This window comes from Bifidobacterium sp. B4081, assembly GCF_026537335.1.
In the GTDB taxonomy this organism is placed as follows: Bacteria; Actinomycetota; Actinomycetes; order Actinomycetales; family Bifidobacteriaceae; genus Bombiscardovia.
Map to the genome: position 1 here is coordinate 702,825 of NZ_JAFNMM010000001.1, position 23,690 is coordinate 726,514.

The window sequence follows — 23,690 nt, forward strand, 5'->3', positions numbered from 1 at the left end:
CCATGAGCAAACCGACGCAAGCACAACTGGTCGTGGTCGACGACGAACCGTCCATCAGGGATCTGCTGGTGGCCTCCCTGCACTTCGCGGGCTTTGCTGTCGAGACCGCGGCATCCGGCTCCGAGGCCATCCAGGTCATTGAGCGCACCCAGCCAGATCTGATTGTCTTGGATGTCATGCTGCCTGACATCGATGGGTTCACGGTCACCTCACGCATCCGTCAGGAGGGGATCGATGCGCCCGTGCTCTTCCTGACCGCCAGGGATGACACCCAGGACAAGGTCATGGGACTGACTGTGGGCGGCGACGATTATGTGACCAAGCCTTTCAGCCTGGAGGAGGTTGTGGCCAGGATCAAGGCCATACTGCGCAGGACCCGCGAACACCAGGAGGACGATCCGGTCATTCGTGTGGGCGATCTGGAGATCAATGAGGATTCCCACGACGTCACCAGGGCCGGTCAACCCATCGACCTGAGCCCGACCGAATACAAGCTGCTGCGCTACCTGATGGACAACGAGGGTCGTGTGCTCAGCAAGGCCCAGATCCTGGACCATGTCTGGCAGTACGACTGGGGCGGCGATGCGGCCATTGTTGAATCTTACATCTCATACCTGCGCAAGAAAGTGGATGGCATCACCGTCAGTGACGGACAAGGCGGTGAGCGCAAGGTCACCCCGCTGATTGAGACCAAGCGCGGCATCGGCTACATGATCAGGGCTCCCAGGCAGAACGCATCGGACGGCGGCGATGGCGACTAGTCCCGAGGGTCCGCTCCCCAAGACAGAATCGTCGGCCATTCCCGGCACGAAGACGGCTGACGGGTCCAAGTCCTTCATGGGTTCGGACTCCGGCAAGGCATCCGGCTCCAGCAAACCGAGGGATCGCTCCTTGCCTAGGTCGCCTCTGGCTGCCATCCCCCTAAGCACCAAACTTGTGGCCAGCATGCTCATTCTGCTCATCGTGGGCACGGTGGGCGTTTCTGTAGCCATCTGCCAGATGGCCGACGACTATCTGATGAAGCGCACAGACTCGCAATTGATCCGCCAGGCCAACCTAGGCATTCGCAACGCCACCCTCCTCCGTCAGGAGGATCTGAGCAAGAACGGGCTTGGCCCCACCGACTATTTCCTGCAGATCCGCGACGACGACCTGCACATCATTTCGGACGATCTGAATCCGATGCAGGTCAATGGGGTCGTCTCCCGCCCGCGCCTTCCGGCCGACGGTAGCCTGGGCTCGATACCCTTGGGCCAGCCGACCACGGTACCAGCCTACGTGCGCGGCTCTCAGCAGGCCTCGCCCGACCGGGACACCATGAAGCGAGCCAGAGCCTCCTGGCGGGTGGTGGCCATGCAGTGGAAGCTAGGCAACGAGCTGGACGGTTCCGAAATCAGCGGCGTGCTCTTCATTGGCCTGTCCATGAGCGATCAGGATGAGGCTGTGCATGATCTGACGGCTTTCTGCATGATCATTTCCGTCGTGGTGGTCCTTCTGGGTGGAGTCATCTCGGTCCTGCTGATCCAGTCCACCCTGGTTCCCCTCAAGCGCATTGAGAAGACCGCTGCAAAGATAGCGGCTGGCGACCTTTCTCAACGCATTCCCAGTTTCCCGGAGAATACCGAGGTGGGTTCCCTGGCAGCATCCCTGAATGCCATGCTGACGCGAATCGAGCATTCCTTCGACGAGCAGCGCCAGACCACTGAGAAGATGAAACAGTTCGTTTCAGATGCCAGCCATGAGCTGCGCACCCCACTGGCTGCCATCCACGGCTATGCGGAGCTTTACAGGATGCAGCGTGACTATCCAGGGGCTTTGGAGCGGGCCGACAAATCCATTCAGCACATCGAGGACTCCTCCACCAGGATGACTGTCCTGGTCACGGATCTGCTCTCGCTTGCACGCCTGGATGAGGGCAGGGGAATCGACCCGACCCTGGCGGTCGATTTGACTGGACTGGTGCGAGATGGGGTGGATGACCTGCATGCCCTGGACCCCGGCAGGCAAATGGCTACAGGAAAGGTATGCCTGCATACCGAGGATCAGCCAGCCCCCCAGGAGGTCCCGGTCGCAGCCAACAAGGGTCTGCCAGGCCTCAAAGGGCGCAGCAAGGAGAAAATCACCGTGGGCGGGCACCTGGGTCCATCTGTCAGCCTGGACATTCAGGAGGGCCCCTTGCCCCCGGTGCAGGTGACTGGCGATCCTAGTCGTCTGCGTCAGGTGATTACCAATATCGTGGGCAATATCCACCGCTACACCCCATCTGATTCGCCGGTTCGAGTGGGATTGGGCCTGGTCAAGGCGACCATCGCTCCAGCGGATCTGACAAGGTTGGAGGCCGCTGAATCCTCTCTGGGACGACTGACTGAGGCGATCCAGGTGGCAGAGAACAGCCATGTGGGCACCGACTATGCCGTCATTCGCGTGGTCGACCATGGGCCGGGCGTCCCGGAGGAATCCAGGTCCAGGCTCTTCGAGCGCTTCTATACTGCCGACCCATCCAGGGCTCGGGAGAAGGGCGGCACGGGGTTGGGTCTGGCCATTGTGCAATCCATTGTCAAGGCCCATCAGGGGTTCATCTGCGCCTCGCAGACCCCGGGGGGCGGCTTGACCTTCACCATCGTCATACCCCAGGGCGTCAGGCGGGATCAGGGAGGCGTTGAGGATCAGGCTAATCCTGCCGCCAACCGTCCCGTACGCCTATGACAAGATGGGTCGTCCTGACTGTCCAGGTCAGGTAGACTGATTTTGTATATACCTGTTCAAGAAGCAACGTAAGGAAGTGGCAGAGCATGCCCAGCGGGAGAGTACGGTGGTATGACGCCAAGCGGGGGTTCGGGTTCATCACGGATGAACAGGGTGGGGATGTCTTCCTGCCATCGTCAGCCCTGCCTGCTGGGGTATCCACCATACGCAAGGGATCCCGGGTGGAGTTCTCGGTGGCTGAGGGACGCAAGGGCCCCCAGGCCCTGGATCTGAAGCTGGTGGGGCCGACCCCCTCCATTCTGCGTGCCAAGCGACCTGATCCGGACGATATGGCTGCCATCGTGGAGGATCTGATCAAGCTGCTGGATTCGGCTGGCAATGGCCTGCGTCGGCACCACTATCCAGGTCGGGCCGAATCCGCCAAGCTGGCTACCCTCCTGAGGGCTGTGGCCGATGACTTTGACGTGCCGGACTGAGTGGACGGCGAGAAGAATCCGACGAGGATCGGTTGATCCGGTCCCACTGATGATGAAGGTGTGATAGATGGTTCAAGAGGACCTGGATCCTGAGGAACTGGCCAGGCGGGTAGCTCTAAGCGTGGCTGCCGACAGCGATGAGGTTGGTGGGCTGGTCGACCGCACCCTGATCGGGGATGGAGTCTGGGACTACCGGTTCGCCTCGGCTATCAAGGGCTACGAGGGCTGGCAGTGGTCGGTCACCCTTTACCGTGATGAGGATGCCGGTACCTGGACTGTGGATGAATCGTCTCTGGTGCCCACCGATGCGGCCCTGCAGCCCCCGGCTTGGGTTCCCTGGAAGGATCGCCTGCTGCCTTCGGATCTGAGCGTGACCGATGCCATGGGAACCGACCCCGACGACCCCAGACTGACGGCCGGCTACAAGCCTGCGCAGGCTAAGCCTCAGAATTCTGAAGTGCAGCCGACCTCAGAGGACAATGAAGAGGGTCAGAAAGCGTCCACCCCGGTTGACGCTGACGGTGCGGTCTTCCGCCTGGCAGACCGCTCAGGTGACGAAAAAGACGTTCGCGAGCAGGAACCGGATGGTCAGGTTTCCTTCGGTGCACAGACATCTTCCGACGATCTGGACGAGGCCGTCGACCGCTTCGCTCTGACTCGTCGGCACTTGATGACCGTCGAGGCCAGGTCCGCCACTGCCAAGCGCTGGTACGAGGGGCAGCACGGTCCCAAGTCCCTGTCGACCCGAACGGCCAAGGGCAAGGCCTGCGAGACCTGCGGCTTCATGATTCCCCTGGCAGGTGATCTGGGGTCCATGTTCGGCGTCTGTGCCAATCGTTGGAGCCCGGACGATGGGCGTGTGGTCTCCCTGGATCATGGCTGCGGGGAGCATTCCGAGATCGAGCCCCAGGAGGAGTCCCATCTCTGGGTTCAGTCCCAGCCGGCCTATGACGATCTTCATATTGATGTGGTCAGGCAGAAGCCTCGCGAGGAGCGCCCTGAGGTGGAACTCATGGAGCAGATGCAGTCGGAAGACGGCTCAGAGGAGTGATTCCAAGGCCTCGTTGCGTTCAGAGCGCAATCCCCGGTGGGCCGAGAATAAACGTCACCGTAAATCTGTAGAGTGAATTACGGATCAAAGGGAAGGACAAGTATGTTCGAACGGTTTACCGACCGTGCGCGGCGGGTGATTGTGCTGGCGCAGGAAGAGGCCCGCACTCTGCAGCACAATTACATCGGCACCGAGCACCTCCTCCTGGGCCTGATCAGGGAAGGTGACGGTGTCGCCGCCAAGGCCCTGGCCTCCAAGGGCGTGGAACTGGATGCCACCCGCAAACAGGTAGAGGAGATGATCGGTAAGGGCAATGCGGTTCCCAATGGGCACATCCCATTTACGCCGCACGCCCGTCAGGTCCTGGAGCTGTCGTTGCGTGAGGCGCTTCAGCTGGGACACTCTTACATTGGCACTGAGCACATTCTGCTAGGACTCATCCGCGAGGGTGAAGGTGTCGGCACCCAGGTGCTGATCAAGATGGGCGTGGACCTGGGCGATCTGCGGACCGCCACTATTGACATGATTCGCGGCAGCCACGAGGGGGGCGATGCCGGCAAGGGCGATCTGGCCAACGCCGGTGGCGTTTCCAACAAGAGCGGACAGACCGGTTCAGCCATCCTGGACCAGTTCGGCAGGAACCTGACCCAGGAAGCCGCTGAAGGCAAGCTGGACCCGGTCATCGGCCGAGCCAACGAGATTGAGCGGGTCATGGTCGTTCTGTCCAGGAGGACCAAGAACAACCCTGTGCTGATCGGAGAGCCCGGTGTAGGTAAGACCGCCGTGGTCGAGGGTCTGGCGCAGAAGATCCACGAAGGCGATGTGCCCGAGACCCTCAAGGGCAAGCAGGTCTACTCGCTGGATCTGGGCTCCATGGTGGCCGGTTCACGCTACCGGGGCGACTTCGAGGAGCGCCTGAAGAAGGTGCTCAAGGAGATCAAGACCCGGGGCGATATCATTCTCTTCATCGATGAGATCCATACCATCGTCGGCGCAGGTTCGGCTGACGGTGCTCTGGGAGCCTCTGACATGCTCAAGCCTCTGCTGGCCCGCGGCGAACTGCAGACCATCGGAGCAACCACTACCGACGAGTACCGCAAGTACATCGAAAAGGATGCAGCCCTGGAGCGGCGTTTCCAGCCGATCCAGGTTTCTGAGCCCACTATCGCCCAGACCATCGAGATCCTCAAGGGCCTGCGCGGCCGCTATGAGCATCATCACCACGTCACTATCACTGACAAGGCTCTGCAGTCGGCGGCCGAGCTCTCTGCGCGCTATATTCAGGACAGGAACCTGCCTGACAAGGCTATTGACCTGATCGATGAGGCCGGCGCTCGTCTGCGCATCAAGCGGCTGACTGCACCGCCGGAGCTCAAGGAGCTGGACGCCAAGGTGGATCGTATCTCCGCTCAGAAGGACCAGGCCATCAAGGACCAAGACTTCGAGAAGGCCGCTCAGCTGCGCGACAGCCAGGAGAAGCTGGAGGCCGAGCGCAAGGAGAAGGAGCAGGCCTGGCACGAGGGCGAGTCCGACGTCAAGATGGTTGTCGACGAGGATGTAATCGCCGAGGTGGTCTCCTCGACCACCGGCATCCCGGTCTTCAAGCTGACTCAGGCCGAGTCCAAGAAGCTTCTGGGTATGGAGAAGGAGCTGCACAAGCGGATTATCGGCCAGGATGAGGCTGTCTCCGCCCTGTCCCGCTCCATCCGTCGCACCCGAGTGGGTCTCAAGGATCCCAAGCGTCCCGCAGGTTCCTTCATCTTCGCTGGCCCCACCGGCGTGGGCAAGACCGAGCTGGCCAAGGCACTGGCCCAGTTCCTCTTTGATGATGAGGATGCCCTGATCCGGGTGGATATGTCCGAGTTCTCGGAGAAGTACTCCACTTCTCGTCTCTTTGGCGCACCTCCAGGGTACGTGGGATACGAAGAGGGCGGCGAGCTGACTGAGAAGGTCAGGCGCAAGCCGTTCTCCGTGGTCCTTTTCGACGAGATCGAAAAGGCTCATCCGGACATCTTCAACACCCTTCTGCAGGTGCTGGACGACGGTCATCTGACTGATGGACAGGGTCGTATGGTGGACTTCAAGAACACCATCATTATCCTGACCACCAACCTGGGAACCCGCGACATCGCCAAGGCGGCCAACACCGGCTTCAACGTGAGCGGCAACACCGAGACCTCCTATCAGCGGATGAAGGACCAGGTGACCAGCGAGCTCAAGCAGCAGTTCAGGCCCGAGTTCCTGAACCGCCTGGATGACATCATCGTCTTCCAGCAACTGACTGAACCCCAGGTTCGTCAGATCGTCGATCTGGACATCACCCAGCTCAACGATCGTCTCTTCGAGCGTCACATGTCCCTGGACCTGACCGACAAGGCCAAGGACCTGTTGGCCGAAAAGGGCTTCGATCCGCTTCTGGGTGCCCGGCCTCTGCGCCGCGTCATACAGCGGGACATTGAGGATGCCGTCTCCGAGAAGATCCTCATGGGTGAGCTTACAGACAATGAGTCCGTTCAGGTTGACGCCGAAGGCGAGGGCATCCTGGGCGAGTTCACCTTCACCGGCAAGCCCTTTGAGGGACCCAGGCATGCGGCCAGCTCCGCTGATGGACAGGACCAGAAGCCCGAACTGGTTGGAGCTTCGGTCGGTTCTTCCGAGGCTGATGTTCCGCCAGTAGGCGAGGCTGACGGCCAGAGCCAGGATGGCCAGGGTCCTGAGCAGTCTGGCCAGAGTTCGCCTGCTGGTGACTGAGATACATGGTTAATGCCTGACGCGGCTGACTGAAGTGGGGCTGGAGCACTTGGATAGTGCTCCAGCCCCGCTTATTTGATGCTGCCGAGGATAGGTGCTGATCTCTGCAATATCGTTCTTGAAGCATCGCTTGAAATATATAGTGTCTGTTGGCAGAGTGAGCTCCGCATTCGCCTTGCCTTACGAGTCCGTCGAAGGGCTCGATCGTTTTCTTATATCAGCTTCGAGGCAGCGATGAAGTTGACAGCGACTGACCCCAGCGTTCCCAGGTCAGCCTTCCATTCACAACGGCTCGTTTGCTTAAGTAGTCGAGGACTCAGATGGTTGCGGGATGGAGCACTTAAGCCAGGCATGGACTAAGTGCTTGACGCGGCCCTGACTGCTCAGAACAGGGGATGCAGCAGCAGGGCCAGAAGGTAGAGGGACATAAGAGCGATGAACAGGATGTCCATCCTGCCCAGTCGCAGCAATCGGTAGTGGGTGCGTTCTTGACGGCTTCCCTCATAGCACCGGGCGTCCAATGCCCGGCTCAGGTTATCAGCGTGGCGCAGGGCTCCGGCGAAGACGGGGACTGTGATGGCTATGGCTGCATGCAGGCGTTGAGAGAGCGAGCCAGACTCGATGGATCCGCCGCGGGCGGCCTGGGCCTCAACGATGGCCTGAACTTCACGTCCCAAGGTGGGGATGAAACGCAGGGCCAATGAAAGGACCAGAGCAATCTCATTGGTGTGTATGCCCAGCTTTGACAGTGGGCTCAGCAGGGATTCACAGGCATCGGTCATCTGCGTGGGCGTGGTGGTCTCCACTAGGAGCGCTCCCAGAAAGATAATCAGCATAAAGCGGCAGGCATAGAGTACGGCCACCCAGATGCCGTCAGTGGTCAGCACGAATGGGCCCCAGGCAGCCAATTTCCGGCCGGTTTGCGTGACCAAAAGATTGAACAGAGCCAGCAGAAGCATGAGGGCCAGAAAGCCTTTGACCGAGTTCATGATGGAACGCAGTGGGGCCCGGGCGGCGCCAAAGAGACCCACAGTGACCACCAGCGCCAGAACAAGCTGCCTTGGCGTGGAGATAGCGAAGGCGGTGAACATGGCTAGGAGGAAGGTTGCCAGCTTGGCTCGCGGGTCAAGTCTTGCCAGCAAGGACGGGGGTTTCTGGTCGGTCTGAGTGCGATTGGTTTCCTTCTCCGCTGCTCCTGTTGCCAGCAGTTGATGGTAGCGCTTCACGACTTCAGCAGCAGGCCCATAGGCCAGTGTTTCTCCATGCTCCAGGAGCAGGGTCTGGTCGGCCAGGCCCAGGGCCTCACGATCGGCGTGCGTGCTCATGACGATGGTGACACCGCGCCGATGGAGCACTCGAAGCAGTGTCATGATGCGTGCGCAGGCCTGGGGGTCGAGACTGGCAGTGGCCTCGTCCAAAACCAGCAGTTGCGGGCTGCAGGCCACGACTCCGGCGATGGCCACCAGGCGCCGCTGGCCTCCCGAGAGGTCGAAGGGGGAGCGGTCGGCCAGATCACTGATGCCCAGGAGCTTCATGGCCTCATCCACCCGATGCTGCACCTGTTCGGGCCCGTAGCCCAGGTTGTGTGGACCATAGGCGATGTCCTGGGCAACAGAATCCGCAAAAAGCTGATGTTCGGGGTATTGCATGACATAGCCGACCCGTTGGCGCAGCAGCTTCAGATTCTGGCGCCGCAGATGCCTGGCCTTGGGCCGGTCGGGTCCGGCCAGGGGCAGGCCGGCCACCTGGATGGACCCGCTGTCGGGAGTGGCCAGGGCGCAGATGAGCCTGGCCAGAGTGGACTTGCCGGATCCGTTGCGCCCGATGATGGCCAGGGTCTGTCCTGCCGCCAACTCCAGACTCACATGGCTGAGCGCTTGGTCGTCGGCATCGGGAAAGCTGTAGGAGACGCCCGAGAGTTTGACCATAGTATCAGCCCGATCGCCGACCGTAGATTTCGTATCCGCATGTATCGTCGCGCTCTGGCTTGATGTATTCCGATCCGGTTCGCTGCCTGCCTGCTGGGCATCTTCGCGGGCAAGGACAGGCAGGTTTTGTCCTTCCAGGATCCGGACCGGGTTTCCTGAAGCCAGGATGTGCCCATGGTCAAGCACGAGGACCCGATCAGCATGCCTGGCCTGCTCGAGCAGGTGGGTGATGTGGACGACAGCTGTGCCCTGGTCCGTCAGCCGACGCAGAATTGATTGGATCTCCTGTCGACCGGCCGCGTCGAGCATGGCGCCAGGTTCGTCCAGCACCATCATGTTTGGATTCATGGCCAGGCTGCCGGCCAGGGCCAGTCGTTGCTGCTGCCCGCCAGACATGCGGGTGGGATTATCATTCATCCGCGTCTGCAGATCTACCTGCTTCAGGGCCGCTGGGACGCAGGAAAGCATCTTTTGGCGGGGCATGCCCAGATTTTCGGGTCCAAAAGCCACGTCGTCCTGGGCAACGGTGGTTACGATCTGGTCTTCGGGGTTCTGAAAGACCATGCCGATGCTCCGCCGTGCCTGTCGGTAGGCCTCAGTATCGATCTGTCGGCCCTGACCCGGCGTATCGGAGCAGACGGATCGGCCCATAAGCTCGACCTGGCCGTGGTCAGGTGCCGTCGCACCCGAGAGGATGCTTCCCAGTGTGGATTTGCCGGAACCATTTGCTCCCAGGATGCACAGATGTTCGCGTGCACGCACTTCCATGGACAGATGGTCCAAGGCCCAGGTCCGGCCTCCGTCATAAGAGAAAGAGACCTGGCTGAGCCGGGCGACGGTCGCCTTCGGATCCGCTGAATCCGGGACTGGGGATTGGTCCATGGATGCCGCCATGACGTTCCGAACCGCCGTGGCCTACTTGTTGATCAGTGTGGAGATGGGCTTGTAGATCAGGAAGGTGACCACGCCGTGGATGGCGAACTTCATCAGGTTGAAGGGCAGGAGGATCGGCACGATCATGGCGACCACCTTGGCCATGGACATGTGCGCGTAGAAGGGTGTGATTATTACGTTGCACAGGATGGCTGCGATCACGCCCAGAATAGCGCCGGAGACGATCCCGATGACCGCTCCCTTACGGCTGTGCAACCTGCGGTAGATCAAGGCTGCCGGCACGCTCAGGGCCAGGGCCACGATCATCGAGATCAGAGCGCCGAAGGGGTTGGTGAACAGGTGAGGAACGAATCCCAGGATGGAGATGATGGCGGCAGCCGCTGGTCCGAAGGCGAAGCCACACACCAGGACGACGATGCCCGAGGGGTCGTATTTGAGCCAGGGGGCCGCAGGAAAGATCGGGAAGGAGAAGAAGCTCAGAACCATGGCCAGGGCTACGAAGAGCGCGTAGACTGCGATCCGCTTGGTAGACCAGCGTCCTGAACCGCCCGCTCCTGTGGAGTGGACATCATTGAAGCGCGTATCCTTGTTTGCAACGGTGTGTGTATGAGAATTGGGCATGCTCATAGAGGGCCTCGTTTCTTCCATCCGGACTGTAACCGTTGGCTTCGGACTTCGACCGATATCCACCGCTTGCGCGGGTCGCGGGCTCCCGGTATTCAGCCGGATACCGCCAGTAAGGACTTTCACCTTCCCTGAAACTGATGATTTCAATATAGCTGTGCTCTTTGGAATGGTCAATTCCCTCTCGCCGCTGGTGCATTTCTAGACACGCCGAGAAAGAAATAAAACCGCCGTCCATGCAACTATTGCAGCCTGCACAACGAATATGAGGTTGTAGAAAGTTCACAATGTTGCAAGGAGGCTGGAGCGTGGTGAGGATGGGCGACCATCTGATGCCTACGGATGAAGCTATGCATCCGGCCCTTGTCAGACAAACAAGTGACGGAGACGCTGACGGTGGCCAATCCCAAGCAGAGGACCTGGAATGGATCAGAAGCATACTGTCCACCAGATCCTTTCGCGCAGCCGATGACTTGGTTCGCAAGTATTACGACGACCTGCTGGTCTACATCCGCGCTCAGGTCGGCGACAGGGAGGAGGCGCGTAACCTTGCTCAGGATACTTTCGTCGCTATTCTGCGGTCATTGGGCGGCTACGATCCGAACAAGTCCAGCTTCCGAACCTGGATCCATCGCATTGCCACCTACAAGGTCATCGACTACTGGCGGATACGCCGCAGACGACAGCGGCAGGAGACACAAGTACTTGTGGTATCCAGCCACGATCAGCATGATGACCCGGCCGACCAGACCTTCAAGGACGACTTGGTTGGTCGGATTGAAGACAGGATTTCACAGGCTCCGGTCCCGGCGCAGGAGGTCTTGCGCCTCCATCTGTACGCCGGCTATGGGTTCGCGCAGATCGCTGAGGTTTGCGGAGAACCTGAAAGCACGGTCAAGGCTCGGTATTACCGACTCTTGGACAATCTGAGGAAGGAGTTTGGTCATGAATCGGTCTGAACCTGATATCCGTCCCATTCTGGCGGCTCTGCAGGGTAGCGACCTTGAGTGCGATGATGCTGCTGAAACTCAGGTCGGCGGCTCCAAAATGCGCGAGCGATCCATAAAAACGATTGTCCGCAAGGGGATGGGAAAACGGCCTGGGCTGATCTGGACCCTTGTAGCCATGGTTCGTTCCCTGGGCCTGAGAAACCTGCTCTTTGGCCTCTGGGACTGCGTGTTCTTCGGCCTGATCCTGACGCTGGCGGTCTGGGCGGCCGTCTTTGGCTCCTTCATGAAGACCGCTTGGCCTAGCAGGGTCGATAGAATATTCGGTCTGGTTGTCCCCATATTCGTCTGCTCGCCTGCTCTTTTCCTGGTAGTGCACCTTTTGGTAGTGCTCAAGGAGCGGAACCTGAATACCTTGAATCTAATCAGAACTTGCAGGTGGTCATTCCGCCAGATAGCTGCAGTCAGGATGCTCCTGTTCGGCATGGTCAGCATGATGATTTCATCCTTGGCCACCGTCCTATTGGCGCAGACGACCAATCCGGGGCTGTCCACCATGACCCTTTTGGGGATCAGCTTCTCCTCCCTTTTTCTCTTTTCCTTGGATCAGATATGGGTGGAGGAACATGTGCGTGGAGAACTGTCCATCTACCTGGTTCTCGGACTCTGGATTGTGCTCGGCTGGATTCTTTATCTTACTCGATTTGCCACCGCTCCCATTCTTTTCTTCATTCCGCCGGCTCTAAGCCTGGCGACGGGCCTTGTCCTTCTGCTGATCTTCCTTCTTGTTCTGCATGAACGCTGCGTGGGATCAATGCTGCCAAAGCGGACATGCGGATGAAAAGACTGGGGACTGTATGAGGACAGAATCGCACATGTTTAGCCTGAAAGGACGGTAAGTTTCGTGTTGCACTTGTACCATGTGTCAAAGAGCTTCAGGGACAAACGGGTGATCGACGATCTGAGCCTCTCTATTGGAACCGGCGTCCATGGGCTCCTCGCGCCCAACGGAGCAGGCAAGACCACGCTGATCCAAATGATCGCCACACTGATCCGCCCGGATTCGGGAGACATCACTTGGAACGGGCAGGACATCATGGTCATGGACGAGGATTATCGGGGCCTCCTAGGGTATCTGCCTCAAAAATTCGGCTATTACCCAGACTACAGCGCTGAAGATTTTTTGATGTACATAGCAGCCCTTCAGGGGATTGGTCACAAACGGGCCAAGCCTCTGGCTAAACATCTGCTAGAGATTGTGGGGCTTAAAAACCATGGCAAGCAGAAGATGAAGACACTCTCCGGGGGCATGATTCAGCGCGTGGGATTGGCTCAGGCCATGATCAATGACCCGGAACTGATGATTTTGGACGAGCCGACCGCAGGTTTGGATCCACGGGAGCGCGTCCGTTTGCGCAACCTGGTCCATGCGCTTTCGCACGATCGGATTGTCATCCTATCCACCCATATCGTCTCTGACCTGGAGACTATCGCCGACCATGTCATTATGCTCAAGGATGGACGGATCTGCTGCAACCAGTCACCTAGGCAGATAACTCGCAGGCTGGAAGGCAAAATATTCCTGGTTCCTGCAGATTACCGCTTAGGAGAGGGGCAGCTGCTCCTTGAGGAGGAGCTGGACGGGGATGCGACCCATCTGAGAATCTACTCGCCTGCGCCACCGTCCCAGGGCCAGGGTGTTCCTGCCAACTTGGAGGATGCCTTCCTGGTGATTTACAGGGACGGGGAGTAGCGATGCAGCATACTTCGCCGAATCAGGCTCGCAATCCCTTCTCTTGTCAAGGATGCCCTTTTATAAGATGGACGGTGATCAGGAACGAGATGCGACATCTTCTGGGTACCTCCTTTTGGCTGGTACTCTGTCTGTCTCTTGGATTCGTTTTCTGTCTAAATCTAGCCATGTACGACCAGATTCCCACTGATGAAGCTCATCATGACCTGGCTAGCTATGGATTGTATGTCAGTCAGTACACCATTGCCGGAATGAAGCGTGAGGCTGGTAGACTTGAGCCGGCGGTATCCAGAGATCTGATGGCTCTTGGTTCTCAAGCTGTGCAACTGGACGTCAAGGACTATCAGTCGGCCAGGGACCTGGTCGACTCGGTCGAGAGCTCGCGCTGGTCACATCCTTCAGTACTGAACACAGACAGGGGCAGACTGACTGAGCGCATCAGAGCCTTGCCCAGCTATCGTCGGCTTGCTCATTGCCATGATGTGATGGATGCCTATCGCGGATGCAACCGAGAAGCCCTGACTGCAACAGCCAAGAAACAGTTGGGAAAGGGCAATACAAAGGGCATTGACCTGCCCCAGCTTGGTGACCAAGCGGCTTGACGTCTTAAGCGGACAGTGCAAGACGGGCATGGGCTTGGCCGCCCCGGAACTATTGGAGTACACCCAGAGCAACTTCAGACTTTCAGTCTTTCTGGTTCCGCTTCTGGCAGCCTTGGTTGTCGTAGCCCCGCGCCTTGTCAAGGATCAGGTCCATGGAGTACGGCAGACGCAGTTGACGACACGGACTGGACGATTCTTGCCTGAGCTGCAATTGTTCGCCATGGTCTGTACCGGTCTGCTGATGATGCTCATGGTGGCAGGGGGATCCATGCTGATGTGGTTGCCCAAGACCGCTGGTCTGCAGGATCTTCCGGTCTTTGATGGACATGCATTGCCTTGGTTCACCTGGTCCTTAGGAGAATACCTGGCTGTTTTCATATTGCTTTGCTTGGGGTCAGCCTTTCTTGTTTTTCTCTTGGTTCTCTGGATTTCCACACACTGCAGCACCTACACACGCTTGGTCTTGCTTGCAGTTCCTGTGTTGTTGCCGGCCTTTCATGTCTTTGTCGACTGGCTTCTCGTGGATCCATGCTGCATTGGCAGTGTGGTTACTCGAATTGTGCCATTGCCTGGGACTGAATTCTACCTGATCCTAAGCCTGCTGGTTTTAGCCGTTTTGCTTTGCTGGCGGTCGGCCAGAAGGCTCCATAGCCATCCAACCATCTGACGATTTGCTGCTTAGGCGGCCTGAATGAAAGGAATATCCATGAATGAACTGCCACTGAAGATGGAGGGGGTGTCCTTCCATTACAAGGCTGGTGAAGCTGGAATAGACCAAGTTGGCTTGGAATGCCCGGCAGGATCTTGGACCGCAGTCATGGGCCCTTCCGGAGCAGGGAAAACCACCCTGCTCTATTGCGCCTCAGGGCTCTTGCCTGTGCAGCAGGGATCGGTCGAGATTGCCGGCCAGAACATAGCCGGGATGAAGGAGTCCGCTTTGACCAGGATGCGGCGTGACCATATAGGTTTCGTCTTTCAGGATTACAACCTGGTCGAGGCCTTCACCTGTTTGCAGAACGTCATGCTGCCCCAGCTCTTCGGCGGCCCCAAAGTTGGTGTCGTCCGATCACTGCAGGCCCTAAAGATTTTGGGGCTGGATGGTTATGCGCAGCAGTATCCGTCTGACATATCTGGCGGTCAAAGGCAACGCGTGGCCATTGCCAGGGCGTTGGTCGCCCAGCCAGACATGATTTTTGCGGACGAACCCACGGGTGCGCTGGATACGCGCAGCTCGGAAATGGTTCTGGATGCCCTTTCGACCCTGGTGGAGGGCGGACGAACCGTGCTGATGGTAACACATGACCCCAACGTGGCGGCCTGGGCGCAGCGCACGGTGTTCTTGGTGGACGGCACCGTGCATTCGATCTGCCAGGGGTATACGGCCGAGCAGCTGGCCACTCATCTGACCAGCATGACTCAGGTTAGCCAGGGGGTAGACAGATGATGCATGTAGGCAAAGGTCAAGCTGGAAGAGGTGAAGTTCCCGGACAGGTGTCCCTACATGCATCCTCCTCAATCAGTCGACCGACCTTTTTCTTTCTGGTCTGGTCCCTGATCAAGAAGCATCGAGCATCATACACGGTCATGGGTCTGTCCACATGCCTGGCATCCCTTCTGACTTCTTCGACCATGCAGGTCTACCAAGCGGGAAAGTCCTTTGATAGTATTGGCAATTTGAGCAAGCTGAATACCTACCGGCGTTTCCAAGCCAAGGCACCTTATTCAGGTCTCTTCATAGTCACTGTTCCAGCGCTGGCTTGCTGCCTGCTCGTGTCGGTTTTTTTGATTCTCTCGTCGGTAACCTTTCTGACTCAGGAGCGCCGACGCGAGTATGGAATGATGCGGTTGAACGGTGCCTCCCGCAGGAGGATCCTGATCATAGGTCTCCTGGAGTTCTCGATTCCCTTGGCCCTCTCGAATCTCATAGGTTGCCTGGTCGGATCCCTCCTGACTGTACCAGTAGGACGGTTTTACGCGCGCTCGGCCGAGTTCAGCGACAGGGGCATGGTTTTCACCCCACGGATTCGGCCTTTCATTGCAGTGGTCACTTTCATCATGATGATGGTCGCCTGTCTGCTGGGAGTATGGATGGCTATGCGCAAGGTGGGCGGGGCATCACCGCTCCAGCTCATGACGGAAACCAATGACCGAACCAAGCGGATCGGATGGGTTCGTTCTTCAGCAGCCTTGGTCTTTCTGATCCTGACCTTGGTGGTCGGGTTCGCCCCACTGCCTTCTATGACTCAGGACCTGCGGATTATGTTCGCGGTCATTCTTGTCATCACTACGGTCTATTTGGCGGCTCCGGTCCTGGTCGTCCTGACTGTGTCAGTCATCGGTCTGATTCCGGCGAAGGCGGCCGGAGGCCCCGGTCTTCTGGCCCTGCAGCGTGCTCGAAAGGAGAGCGCAGGTTCAACCGCGATAGCCCTCCCAGCTATGATGGTTCTGACCATTGTCATCTCACTTGTGGCTGCCCTGCAGGCTGGTTCCATCGGAGGGGCGGTTCTGAGCTTGTACCCCTTGAAGGCCGATGTTATGGCTACTTCCCTTGATCCGGATGCCGAAAACCGCGATCCATCCGAGCTGATCAGTGGGATGCCTGAGGTTCGAGACTTTGTCACCTACCAGACTCAGCAATGGGCTATGGAAGGATCGCAGGGCCAGGCGGCAACGGTGGTATGGGAATCTGCAGATCAACTGCGGGGTCAGAATTCGTCGGGCATTCAGTTCTCCCCGGTTAAAGGGAATTTGGCTGACCTAGGTCCAGGGCGAGTCGCAGTGAATCAGGATTCCTCCTATTCCATAGGTGACACCGTCTGTCTTCTTGATCGTCATGATCGACGGCATGAGGCACGGATCGTTGCTCTTGTTCAGTCGCCTAAGGGCATCCCACAACTATCTGCAAGCAATAACTATCCTCAGTTTCTGACTGTGGATGATAACCTGCCTCGATTGGGGGAAGACCCACATACGATCATTCCCATTTCAGCTGCCAATCAGACTGATGCGCATAGGATTGTCACTCTTCTGAAGGGTGGCCTTCAGGGCGACTTCGCAGTGCAGACCAGGCAGGAATATATAGACGACTTTATTCAACGAGGCCTGTCCGGGCAGACGGCCTTGACGGTCATGATCGTCGGCGGGACCGTTCTTGCCCTGATCTTCATGATGCAGTCTATCGCTATTTTGGCCTGGGAGCGCAAGCGGCAGAACCAGCGGCTCAACAAGATTGGTGTTGTCTGGAGTTCAATAACCTGGTCGGGGGTGATGGAGACGCTGACCGATGTGGCCGGTGGCGCAGTAATGTCTCTGCTGGCGATTGTCATCGTCGAAGGCTGCATAGCCTTGAGTTTCGTCCAGGCCGGCATGTCTGTGGCTCTGACTCCTGTGCCCGTAGGCCGGTTCCTCCTAGTGACTGTTGTTCTGTTGCTGGTGGCGGTGTTCACATCCTGGCTGTGCAGTCTGCAATCCAGGAAGGCGGAAGAAGGCTAAACTCGTCAGGAGGTTTGTCTCGCAGTAAGCCAAAGTTGCGGGTCGGTGTCACAATGGAGAGCATGGGAAAGACCTTGAATAAGGCGGCCATGGTCGTCGTAACTTATAAGCGTCAGGAATTGCTGACAGGCCTGTTCGACTCGATTCTCCAACTTACCCAAGCCCCATGGCGGATTGTGGTGGTGGATAACGAGAATTCGGCAGACACGCGAACCATAGTTGAGCAGTTTTCTGAACGTGTGACAGGACGTTGGGGCAGGACCATCATCGACGGCTCCGGCAATCAAGATCGTGTGGTTTATCTGCCACAGGACCAGAATGGCGGCGGCGCGGGAGGCTTCTCCGCCGGTGTGGGGAAAGCATACGAGCTCGGTGCCGAATGGTTCTGGGTCATGGATGATGACGTTGCAGTAGAACCTGAAGGACTTGACTCGCTAGCCCAATGGAGTGACCGCTATCAGGTGGTGCAGGGTTCCCGGCTGGATTATGATGGCGGTTCCTTCTATTGGCAGTATCATTTTCTCACTGCCTTGGGTATTCCAGACCCGATCGCCCCAGGTGATTTCGGACCATCAGGATGTCGGCCTATGAACACCATGTGCTTTGAAGGGGGATTCTTCTCCAGGCAGATTGTGGATCAAATCGGTCTGCCTGATCCGCGCTTCTTCATCTATTGGGATGACACCATCTATGGGTATTTGGCATCCAAGGTCACACAGCCTGTGGTCATATCAGATGTAGTCATGCGCCGGACTCGCAACTTAGCTAATTGGAACATCGCTGGGGTGCGCCAGCTCAATTCCACGTCTGACATGAACCGTTATCACATCATGCGCAACCGGGGCTTCATGGCCAGGTATTTCATGGTTCACGGGGACTATCGACCTCTGGCTTTCTCCCTGGGAACCCTGGCAACAGCTCTCAAGGAAGTCATCCGCCTTCTGGCTGTTGATCGTAGCCACATCATGACTGGTATTCCTGCCATCCTGAAGGGATGGGTGGATTCGCGCCAGATACTGCATGATCCCGAATGGAGGCCCATGGAACCGCTTAAGAGACAACCAGCCGGGGAAATACAACGCGCCTGAATAGGTTTGACTGCTACTTTTCTTGACTTCCTGCCTGGAAGTAATCCATGGAACCGATTGGTCCAGCTAGATGGAAACCATCATTCCCATAGATTACCTTGGTGACTGCGGTGTTGGCCATGTCAGGGATAGGGCAATCGTCGTCGATGGCCACAAGGAACTGTTGAAGGCACATGCCTGAGGAGACCACCAGGACAGGCCCGCCGCCCTCTTCGATTGCGGACTGGGCGATGCGCGTCAGCACAGCGATCATTCTGCTGCGGACCTGGGCCGTGGTCTCAGCCCGATCCTGTTCTTCCAGTCCGGCAGACAGGACGTCCTGGGCATCCAGCCGGTGGAAGGTGTCCTGCATATGGACGGAGATGTTTCTGCCGTAGGTTGCCTTGGCTGTAGTGAAGTCCTTGAACCCCATGGCGGCGCAGACCTGGTCAAGAGTGGTGCGCTCGTCCCGGCCCTCGAAACTGCCGAAATTATCCTCGCGCAGGTCAGGGTCAACGCCCACGCGCAGGTCCCCATTGCCCGACATGTCAAGGGCCAGACGGGCGGTTTCATATTGTCGGCTCAGATTGCCGCTCCAGGCTGCCCGGAAACGAATGGGCCGCAGACCCCGGCCGAACTGGCGCACGTCCTCGCGACCTTGCCTGGTCAGGGGAAAATCGGACCAGCCCTGCATCAGGTGCATGACATTGGCCGTTGTTCTGCCGTGTCGGGTCAGGTAAAGGGTGGCCGGACCTGCTTCAGTGCTCGTTTGGGTGGTGGACTGTGATGATGCTCCATTGTTCATAGGTCATCACCCTACACGGCCCCCTTGCCCGGTCACGGGGTGCAGCCATGGTCAGGACCTGATAAAGCGGCCTTTGTCGCCCCAGGTCCATGTGCCGCCTCCGGCTCCGATCTGGAAGTTCATTTTGGCTATGCCCAGATCAACGACGGAACCATAAGCGACCGAGGGGTCCAATGTGGCGATCGCACTGCCTGAGCCCTTGTCCCAAGCGAATAGCACTGGCTGCCCGTTCATGGCTGAAGGAGCCTTGGCGGCGGCAGCCACGCCGGCCTTGAACCATTCCGGAGCATCCTGGTGGTCCTGCGCGCTCATGGATGAAGTCAGCTCCTTGTAGCTTTTGGAGGTTCGATGCTCGCTCTGACGTTGGCAAAGCTTGTCGAAGTCCTGGTTGCCGTAGCCGACCTGGTCGGCCGGATAGCCGATGGTGACCACTAGATAGAGCGACTGGCTGGGGGTGATCCGGCAGTGGCGCTCGGCCGCCTGGCGGTCCCAGCTGCCTGACACCCATCCTGTCCCCAGTCCGTATAAGGTGGCGGCAAGAACTATGCGCTCGCCATAAAAGCCGGCTTTCTCCAGGCTCTTCTGATCATCTTTGGGTCCTACTAGGGCAAGGTAGTTGGCAGCATTGGCCAGGTGGCCGGAAGCGTTGTCGGCCGCGAAGGCGTCGGGTTTGCCCAGAACCAGCTGCATGTCCAGGCCGCTCAGCGTGTTCAGAGCGTTCAGAGTGCTGCCCAGCTGCCCGGCTAGTTCGGGATCGATGGGCTTGGGGTCGTATTCTCTGGTGGTGATTCGCACGTTGACTGCATCAATAAGCTGTGTATGTTCGGTCATAACCTCATTATTCCACCCAATTCTTTTTCCTGCATGTAGTAGCACAAGGCCGGCGGAATGGTCTGCGCTTGGTCCGGCTTGTGCCGCTGCCGAGGATTACGGAGACATGGGTTGGGGTACAATCGCTACCGTGCCGGTTCGGACCCTCATCTTTGATCAGCTAAGGAGCAGCAATGATTGAAACAGCGCAGGCTTTTGGAGTGGATATTGGTGGATCCGGCATCAAGGCTGCCCCAGTTGACCTGACGATCGGCGATTTTGCAGAACCTCGCAAGAAAATTCTAACACCGGAGCACTCGACGCCGGAGGCTGTAGGAGTCGTGGTCAAAGAGCTCCTGGACCGCTTCGAAGTCTCCTCGGACGTCCCTGTGGGCATCGCTTTTCCGGCACCTGTCAAGCCTGACAAACCGCTCGATTTCATGGCCAACCTGGACCAGGCCTGGGTGGGCACCAATGTTCAGGAGGTCCTTTCCAAGGCCTGCGGCAGGCCCGTCAGCGTTGTTAACGATGCAGATGCGGCCGGCCTTGCCGAGGTACAGTACGGGGCGGCCAAGGGACAGAGGGGTCTGGTCATCGCCACTACGCTGGGTACCGGCATCGGCACGGCTCTGATCTACAACGGTGTTCTGATCCCCAACAGTGAGTTGGGCCACCTGACGCTGGACGGCAAGGACGCAGAGAAGTACGCGGCCTCTTCGGTGCGCGACCGCAAGAAGCTGAGCTATAAGAAGTGGGCCAACCGTCTGACCAAATACTACCGACTGCTTGAGCACTACTTCAATCCCGATTTCTTCGTCGTCGGCGGCGGTGTCAGTCGGATGAGCGAGAAGTTCCTGCCTCACATTGACATCAAGACTCCCATTGTGGCTGCCAAGCTGCGCAATCAGGCTGGCATTGTCGGCGCCGCCTATCTGGCTGACCTTCGGCAAAAGCGTCTGGGGTGAAGCAGGGCTTTTCTGCGACCAACCTGTTTGGGGCGTTCCGGCCACTGCTGGATCGCATGAGGAGCTGAAGAATCGTGCATTTTTCTCACCGTACAGGGTCTGACCGCCTCAATCGCATTGCTCTGGCCGAGTCAGGAGCACGCTCCCAAGGGCTCAAGCTGGGCAGGCTGAATGATTCCAACCCCACCCGTTTCGGACTGGCCCCGTCGTTCCTGCCCCAAGTCTATGAGGCCGAACCGAGAGGACCTCATGTGGCCCGCCAGGCCCTGGCTGAGTTTCTGACCAGGCGTCAGGAAGCGAATCAGAGCGTGGACGGTGCGGCGGTCGATCCTGATGACCTCTACCTGCTCTCCTCGACATCCCAGGCTTATTCCTGGCTGATGAAGCTTCTCTGCGATCCGGGTGATGCCATTCTGGAGCCCAGGCCTGGATATCCCCTGATCGAATCCATCGCCGGTCTGGAATGTGTCCGGACAATTCCATACCGCCTGGCTTACGACGGATCATGGGTCCTTGACCTGGCCACGGTCAGACAGGCTCTGGAAGGACCTGAGGGCGATTGTATCCGCGCTTTGGTCCTTATCAATCCCAACAATCCCACAGGTTCCTACATTCACCCGGAAGAACGCCGGTCGCTGCTGGAACTCTGCCAGCGGCAGGGGGTGGCCATCATAGCGGATGAGGTCTTCTTCGATTACCCTCTGGACCCCTTGCCGGGTCGTGCCCGGCTGGCTGGTGAGGATCGGGTGCTGACCTTCGCCTTGGACGGATTCTCGAAGAGCCTGGCAGCTCCCCATGCCAAGGTGGGCTGGATCCAGGTTTCCGGGCCGGCCGACCAGGTTGCCGAGGCCAAGCGCCATCTTGATCTGATAGCGGATGATTACCTGCCCATGAGTCTTCTGATCACCAGGGATATGGAGGCCATGCTCTCGGATATTCCTGGCCAGACCAGCCGAGTGGGTGAACGTGTCAGGGGCAATCTCGAAATCCTGAGACAGACACTGGTTCTAAAGGAGTCCTGCCTCTCCCTGCTCAGGCCTGAGGCTGGCTGGAACGTTCTTCTTCGCTTCCCTCAGGTCATCGACGAGGAGGAGCTGATCCTTCGCTTGATCGGGTCCTACGGGCTGACTGGCCAGCCCGGATACTTTTTCGACATGCCAGGGAATGGGTATCTGGCCCTGTCGCTCCTGCCTGAACCCTCGGAATTCCAGCGGAATGCTGACTCAGTCGTGTCGGCGATTGAAAAAAAATTGTGACTGTGGCCCGTTTGCTGGCTGGTTTGCTCCGATAATAAGTTCTAAGTGACCATTCATCATGGAAGGGGGAGATTGGTTAGGCTCAATGATGAGCCACTGACTGCAGGGTTGCACAGGAAGGAAAGACGATAATGGGGAACGGAAATAAGGGTCAGAGGAGAAATCCAGCTGAGGGGGTTGGCGCTCAAGTCGGGGAAGACATCAAGGCCATGGCCTCCGCAGATGAGACCGGAGGCGCCGCAGCGGACCGGGGCATTGACGCGAGCCTGGCTCCGGACACGGGCAGAAGGCTCAACAATGCGGAGAAGGTCCGCTTTGCCATTGGCTTCGTCTTGGTATCCCTGCTCTGGGCTGCGCCCTTTACCATGGGATCCGGGGTCCTCCTGCCGCAGATTTTCAATTCCCTGCATGGGGTCAGCGCTGAAGCGGCTCTGGGGACAATGAATTCGATCGGCTGCGTGTTCGCCTTAGTGGCCAACGTTGTTTTCGGTGCTCTCTCAGACATGTCGAGGTTCCGAGTCGGCAAGCGCACCCCTTGGATCGTGTTGGGCGGAATTATCGGCGCCCTTGGTTTTCTGCTGGTTATCCAGTCCCATACACTCGCCATGATCATCCTCGGCTGGTGCATTGTGCAGGTGGGCATCAACTGCCTGATAGCCCCGGCCGTGGCAGTCCTTTCAGACAGGATTCCTGAGTCGACCAGGGGAACCTATTCGGCACTCTATGGCGCCAGCCAGGTCATCGGCCAGCAGCTGGGAACCATCATCGGCAGCTCCTTCATAGCCAGCATCCATACAGGCCTTGTAGTCGCCATGATCATCTTCCTCTTCTCTGGTATCCTCACTGTGTTGATCTGGCCCCGGGAGAAGTCGGCTGCCAACACGGTCGTGGAACGAACCTGGGCAGATGTTGGCCGGTCCTTCATACCGCCCACCAAAAATTGCCGCGACTTCTACCTGGCGCTTCTGGGCAGGTTCACTTTCGTCGTCGGATGCTTCATGATCCAGGGCTACCAGCTCTACATACTGCAAAAGTACTGTCACCTGAGCGATGCCCAGGCCGCATCCACACTCAAGATCATGGCCCTGATCTCGGTGGTGACCACCATCCTGGCCTCCGTGGTTTCGGGCCCGCTTTCGGACTTTCTGCACAGGAGAAAGGTGATTGTAGCCACTAGCTGTCTGATTCTCGCTATCGGCATACTCTTCCCATTCCTGATGCCAACTGCAACGGGTATGTACATTTATGCCGCCCTGGCTGGAATCGGCAATGGCTGCTACATGTCAGTCGATCAGGCGCTGAACGTCGATGTGCTGCCGAACGCCAAGGAGGCAGGCAAGGATCTGGGCATCCTCAACCTGGCCAATACGATCGGTCAGGTGATCGCTTCCGGGTGCACCACGCTGGTCATTGGACTCTTCGACGGCTACAGGATGATCTTCCCGGTCGCCATCGCCTGCCTGCTGGTGGGAACCGTATTCATCATGATGATTCGCAAGGTCAAGTGAGTCTGAAAACCTGTAATCCGGACCTGTGCTGAGCAGCGGCCCGGCCAATCAAACC

General features: G+C 58.3%; 19 protein-coding genes, 1 pseudogene and 1 riboswitch. Of the genes and pseudogenes, 16 read left to right on the forward strand and 4 right to left on the reverse strand.

Features of this window, described 5'->3' with window-relative positions; genetic code table 11:
* Positions 1–2: 2 nt before the first annotated feature.
* From J3T92_RS03165 to J3T92_RS03185, 5 genes and pseudogenes are all read left to right on the forward strand, one after another.
* Entirely contained in the window at positions 3–761 is a 759-nt protein-coding gene (locus J3T92_RS03165; RefSeq protein WP_267399685.1) for a response regulator transcription factor, read from the forward strand.
* Entirely contained in the window at positions 751–2,706 is a 1,956-nt protein-coding gene (locus J3T92_RS03170) for a sensor histidine kinase (protein WP_267399686.1), read from the forward strand. Before J3T92_RS03165 ends, J3T92_RS03170 begins: the two co-directional genes overlap by 11 nt.
* A gap of 86 nt (positions 2,707–2,792) precedes the next feature.
* Positions 2,793–3,182, forward strand: a complete 390-nt coding sequence (locus J3T92_RS03175; protein ID WP_015022102.1) for a cold-shock protein — start codon at positions 2,793–2,795, stop codon at positions 3,180–3,182.
* A gap of 67 nt (positions 3,183–3,249) precedes the next feature.
* A pseudogene (locus J3T92_RS03180) lies at positions 3,250–4,203 on the forward strand (DUF3027 domain-containing protein); the annotation flags it as partial.
* Positions 4,204–4,335: 132 nt separating this feature from the next.
* A complete protein-coding gene (locus J3T92_RS03185; RefSeq protein ID WP_220236050.1) occupies positions 4,336–6,984 on the forward strand; it encodes an ATP-dependent Clp protease ATP-binding subunit in 2,649 nt (882 codons plus the stop codon).
* Positions 6,985–7,367: 383 nt separating this feature from the next.
* On the opposite strand, the gene J3T92_RS03190 is transcribed toward J3T92_RS03185, so the two are convergent.
* Both J3T92_RS03190 and J3T92_RS03195 read right to left on the reverse strand, forming a co-directional pair.
* Complete coding sequence (locus tag J3T92_RS03190) at positions 7,368–9,794, reverse strand: energy-coupling factor transporter ATPase (protein WP_267399688.1); 2,427 nt, start codon at positions 9,792–9,794, stop codon at positions 7,368–7,370.
* A gap of 33 nt (positions 9,795–9,827) precedes the next feature.
* Positions 9,828–10,433 carry an ECF transporter S component gene (locus J3T92_RS03195; RefSeq protein WP_267399690.1) on the reverse strand — a complete coding sequence of 202 codons (606 nt, stop codon included), beginning with the start codon at positions 10,431–10,433 and terminating at the stop codon, positions 9,828–9,830.
* Between the two features lie 5 nt (positions 10,434–10,438).
* Positions 10,439–10,573: riboswitch (FMN riboswitch) on the reverse strand.
* A 144-nt stretch (positions 10,574–10,717) separates the two neighbouring features.
* Between J3T92_RS03195 and J3T92_RS03200 the strand changes: the two genes are divergently transcribed.
* The 8 genes from J3T92_RS03200 to J3T92_RS03235 all read left to right on the forward strand — a co-directional run bounded on the left by J3T92_RS03200 (position 10,718) and on the right by J3T92_RS03235 (position 18,312).
* Entirely contained in the window at positions 10,718–11,389 is a 672-nt protein-coding gene (locus J3T92_RS03200; protein WP_267399691.1) for an RNA polymerase sigma factor, read from the forward strand.
* On the forward strand, positions 11,376–12,218 hold the full coding sequence (locus tag J3T92_RS03205; protein WP_267399692.1) for a hypothetical protein: 843 nt from the start codon (positions 11,376–11,378) through the stop codon (positions 12,216–12,218). Before J3T92_RS03200 ends, J3T92_RS03205 begins: the two co-directional genes overlap by 14 nt.
* Positions 12,219–12,299: 81 nt before the next feature.
* Positions 12,300–13,130, forward strand: a complete 831-nt coding sequence (locus tag J3T92_RS03210; RefSeq protein ID WP_267399693.1) for an ABC transporter ATP-binding protein — start codon at positions 12,300–12,302, stop codon at positions 13,128–13,130.
* Between the two features lie 167 nt (positions 13,131–13,297).
* Positions 13,298–13,732, forward strand: a complete 435-nt coding sequence (locus J3T92_RS03215; RefSeq protein WP_267399694.1) for a hypothetical protein — start codon at positions 13,298–13,300, stop codon at positions 13,730–13,732.
* Complete coding sequence (locus J3T92_RS03220) at positions 13,713–14,399, forward strand: hypothetical protein (protein WP_267399695.1); 687 nt, start codon at positions 13,713–13,715, stop codon at positions 14,397–14,399. Before J3T92_RS03215 ends, J3T92_RS03220 begins: the two co-directional genes overlap by 20 nt.
* A gap of 39 nt (positions 14,400–14,438) precedes the next feature.
* Positions 14,439–15,176 (forward strand): ABC transporter ATP-binding protein, encoded by a 738-nt coding sequence (locus J3T92_RS03225; protein ID WP_267399696.1) that lies wholly within the window; start codon positions 14,439–14,441, stop codon positions 15,174–15,176.
* 230 nt (positions 15,177–15,406) lie between these two features.
* Positions 15,407–17,224, forward strand: coding sequence for an ABC transporter permease (locus J3T92_RS03230; RefSeq protein WP_267399697.1), 1,818 nt, complete (start codon positions 15,407–15,409; stop codon positions 17,222–17,224).
* Between the two features lie 62 nt (positions 17,225–17,286).
* Complete coding sequence (locus tag J3T92_RS03235) at positions 17,287–18,312, forward strand: glycosyltransferase (RefSeq protein WP_416378889.1); 1,026 nt, start codon at positions 17,287–17,289, stop codon at positions 18,310–18,312.
* Between the two features lie 13 nt (positions 18,313–18,325).
* On the opposite strand, the gene J3T92_RS03240 is transcribed toward J3T92_RS03235, so the two are convergent.
* The gene (locus J3T92_RS03240) at positions 18,326–19,096 is read right to left on the reverse strand and encodes a histidine phosphatase family protein (protein ID WP_267399700.1); all 771 of its coding nucleotides are present in this window, start codon (positions 19,094–19,096) and stop codon (positions 18,326–18,328) included.
* 51 nt (positions 19,097–19,147) lie between these two features.
* Positions 19,148–19,927, reverse strand: a complete 780-nt coding sequence (locus J3T92_RS03245; protein WP_267399701.1) for a nitroreductase family protein — start codon at positions 19,925–19,927, stop codon at positions 19,148–19,150.
* 173 nt (positions 19,928–20,100) lie between these two features.
* On the opposite strand from J3T92_RS03245, the gene ppgK reads away from it, so the two are divergent.
* The 3 genes from ppgK to J3T92_RS03260 all read left to right on the forward strand — a co-directional run bounded on the left by ppgK (position 20,101) and on the right by J3T92_RS03260 (position 23,635).
* Positions 20,101–20,871 carry a polyphosphate--glucose phosphotransferase gene (ppgK, locus tag J3T92_RS03250; RefSeq protein WP_220236045.1) on the forward strand — a complete coding sequence of 257 codons (771 nt, stop codon included), beginning with the start codon at positions 20,101–20,103 and terminating at the stop codon, positions 20,869–20,871.
* A 74-nt stretch (positions 20,872–20,945) separates the two neighbouring features.
* Positions 20,946–22,127: a pyridoxal phosphate-dependent aminotransferase gene (locus tag J3T92_RS03255; protein WP_267399702.1), complete on the forward strand. Its 1,182-nt coding sequence runs from the start codon at positions 20,946–20,948 to the stop codon at positions 22,125–22,127.
* A 131-nt stretch (positions 22,128–22,258) separates the two neighbouring features.
* Entirely contained in the window at positions 22,259–23,635 is a 1,377-nt protein-coding gene (locus tag J3T92_RS03260) for an MFS transporter (RefSeq protein ID WP_267399703.1), read from the forward strand.
* Positions 23,636–23,690: the final 55 nt, after the last annotated feature.

What these genes read in the sequence shown, in the direction of transcription:
- J3T92_RS03165 (WP_267399685.1), top strand. Translation starts at nt 3, where the DNA reads ATGAGCAAACCGACGCAAGCACAACTGGTCGTGGTCGACGACGAACCG.
- J3T92_RS03170 (WP_267399686.1), top strand. Translation starts at nt 751, where the DNA reads ATGGCGACTAGTCCCGAGGGTCCGCTCCCCAAGACAGAATCGTCGGCC.
- J3T92_RS03175 (WP_015022102.1), top strand. Translation starts at nt 2,793, where the DNA reads ATGCCCAGCGGGAGAGTACGGTGGTATGACGCCAAGCGGGGGTTCGGG.
- J3T92_RS03185 (WP_220236050.1), top strand. Translation starts at nt 4,336, where the DNA reads ATGTTCGAACGGTTTACCGACCGTGCGCGGCGGGTGATTGTGCTGGCG.
- J3T92_RS03190 (WP_267399688.1), bottom strand. Translation starts at nt 9,794, where the DNA reads ATGGACCAATCCCCAGTCCCGGATTCAGCGGATCCGAAGGCGACCGTC.
- J3T92_RS03195 (WP_267399690.1), bottom strand. Translation starts at nt 10,433, where the DNA reads ATGAGCATGCCCAATTCTCATACACACACCGTTGCAAACAAGGATACG.
- J3T92_RS03200 (WP_267399691.1), top strand. Translation starts at nt 10,718, where the DNA reads ATGTTGCAAGGAGGCTGGAGCGTGGTGAGGATGGGCGACCATCTGATG.
- J3T92_RS03205 (WP_267399692.1), top strand. Translation starts at nt 11,376, where the DNA reads ATGAATCGGTCTGAACCTGATATCCGTCCCATTCTGGCGGCTCTGCAG.
- J3T92_RS03215 (WP_267399694.1), top strand. Translation starts at nt 13,298, where the DNA reads ATGTACGACCAGATTCCCACTGATGAAGCTCATCATGACCTGGCTAGC.
- J3T92_RS03225 (WP_267399696.1), top strand. Translation starts at nt 14,439, where the DNA reads ATGAATGAACTGCCACTGAAGATGGAGGGGGTGTCCTTCCATTACAAG.
- J3T92_RS03235 (WP_416378889.1), top strand. Translation starts at nt 17,287, where the DNA reads ATGGGAAAGACCTTGAATAAGGCGGCCATGGTCGTCGTAACTTATAAG.
- J3T92_RS03240 (WP_267399700.1), bottom strand. Translation starts at nt 19,096, where the DNA reads ATGAACAATGGAGCATCATCACAGTCCACCACCCAAACGAGCACTGAA.
- J3T92_RS03245 (WP_267399701.1), bottom strand. Translation starts at nt 19,927, where the DNA reads ATGACCGAACATACACAGCTTATTGATGCAGTCAACGTGCGAATCACC.
- ppgK (WP_220236045.1), top strand. Translation starts at nt 20,101, where the DNA reads ATGATTGAAACAGCGCAGGCTTTTGGAGTGGATATTGGTGGATCCGGC.
- J3T92_RS03260 (WP_267399703.1), top strand. Translation starts at nt 22,259, where the DNA reads ATGGGGAACGGAAATAAGGGTCAGAGGAGAAATCCAGCTGAGGGGGTT.